The organism is Corynebacterium sp. p3-SID1761 (assembly GCF_055862885.1).
Genome location: NZ_JBSQBJ010000040.1, coordinates 1 through 936, shown reverse-complemented (window position 1 = coordinate 936; position 936 = coordinate 1). Strand labels below are relative to the sequence as shown.

2 protein-coding genes are annotated in these 936 nt (G+C 51.0%); both read right to left on the bottom strand.

Annotated features, from left to right (window positions below; genetic code table 11):
* A partial coding sequence (locus ACWXWJ_RS10250; protein ID WP_473964350.1) for a hypothetical protein occupies nt 1-540 on the bottom strand: 540 nt, incomplete at its 3' end.
* A gap of 29 nt (nt 541-569) precedes the next feature.
* Nucleotides 570-936: hypothetical protein (locus tag ACWXWJ_RS10245; RefSeq protein ID WP_473964349.1), on the bottom strand; the 367-nt coding region annotated here is incomplete at its 5' end.

Here is a 936-nt window from a genome sequence, read left to right as displayed (position 1 = left end):
TAGGTGGCCGACTGAGTATAGCGTCCATGGAACAGAAAGAAGTTTTCGCTCATTTGCATCGGCCGAACGTGTGGATACTGACTTGATCCACATCTTTAGGGTCCATTGTGCTTTGTCGATAGCGGCGTCCGGGGTGCCAGTAGGAATGGAACCCGTAAATTCGCGGGGGACGAACGCGCACAAGTCAGGTCGGTAAATGGGCGATGAGTCGCGCAGAATATTGGTTGTACGTTCATTCCAAGAAGACGCAGGGGTGAGATTGCCTAAGCGTACGAAGGGTCCGCCTTTGGTAAAGGCGCTCTTTAGAAGAGCAAAGGGAGGAATAATCCACTCGCTGTGTATGCCGGACGGTGTTTGAACACTGGGCAGGCCGAGCGCGGCGAGATTTTGCGAATTGTGAGGAACTGAAGTAAGCGATGCAGCTTGGTCGCGGTATTTACTTTTGTGGACCTGAACTTCGACAGCTCCGTGAGATGTTGGCATAGACAGGATGGTGTTGTCGGAAACACGGATGGCCTTCATCGACTCGTCGAATGTCATTAGGTAAGGCATTGATTGTCCTTTCGGTATTAGAAGAACGGGATCGTGATTGCGCCCTTTTTGATCATGCCGTTTGCCCAGGCTACAGCACCATTTTTTACATGGGCAGGTGGTGCGCTGCCGATTTCGTTTCGAGCGTTGGCCAAATTGTCGAGGCCCTTGGAGTCGATTGCGGCCTGTTCGAAAGCGCGAGCTTGACGCCTTGTGAACGAGTCGGCGTCTGTGCTGAGCAAGTTTGTGTCGATATCAGCAATTTCCATCTCCGTAGAGAATATTTTCCCATGCTCAATGGCTCGCCGCGCCGGATCATTGCTCATACCAATATATTGCATTTCGTTTCTGTTGGGAGTCGGGTATGAGTAAAGGTAAGAGTCTGTATTTCTTCCATTGAGCCAA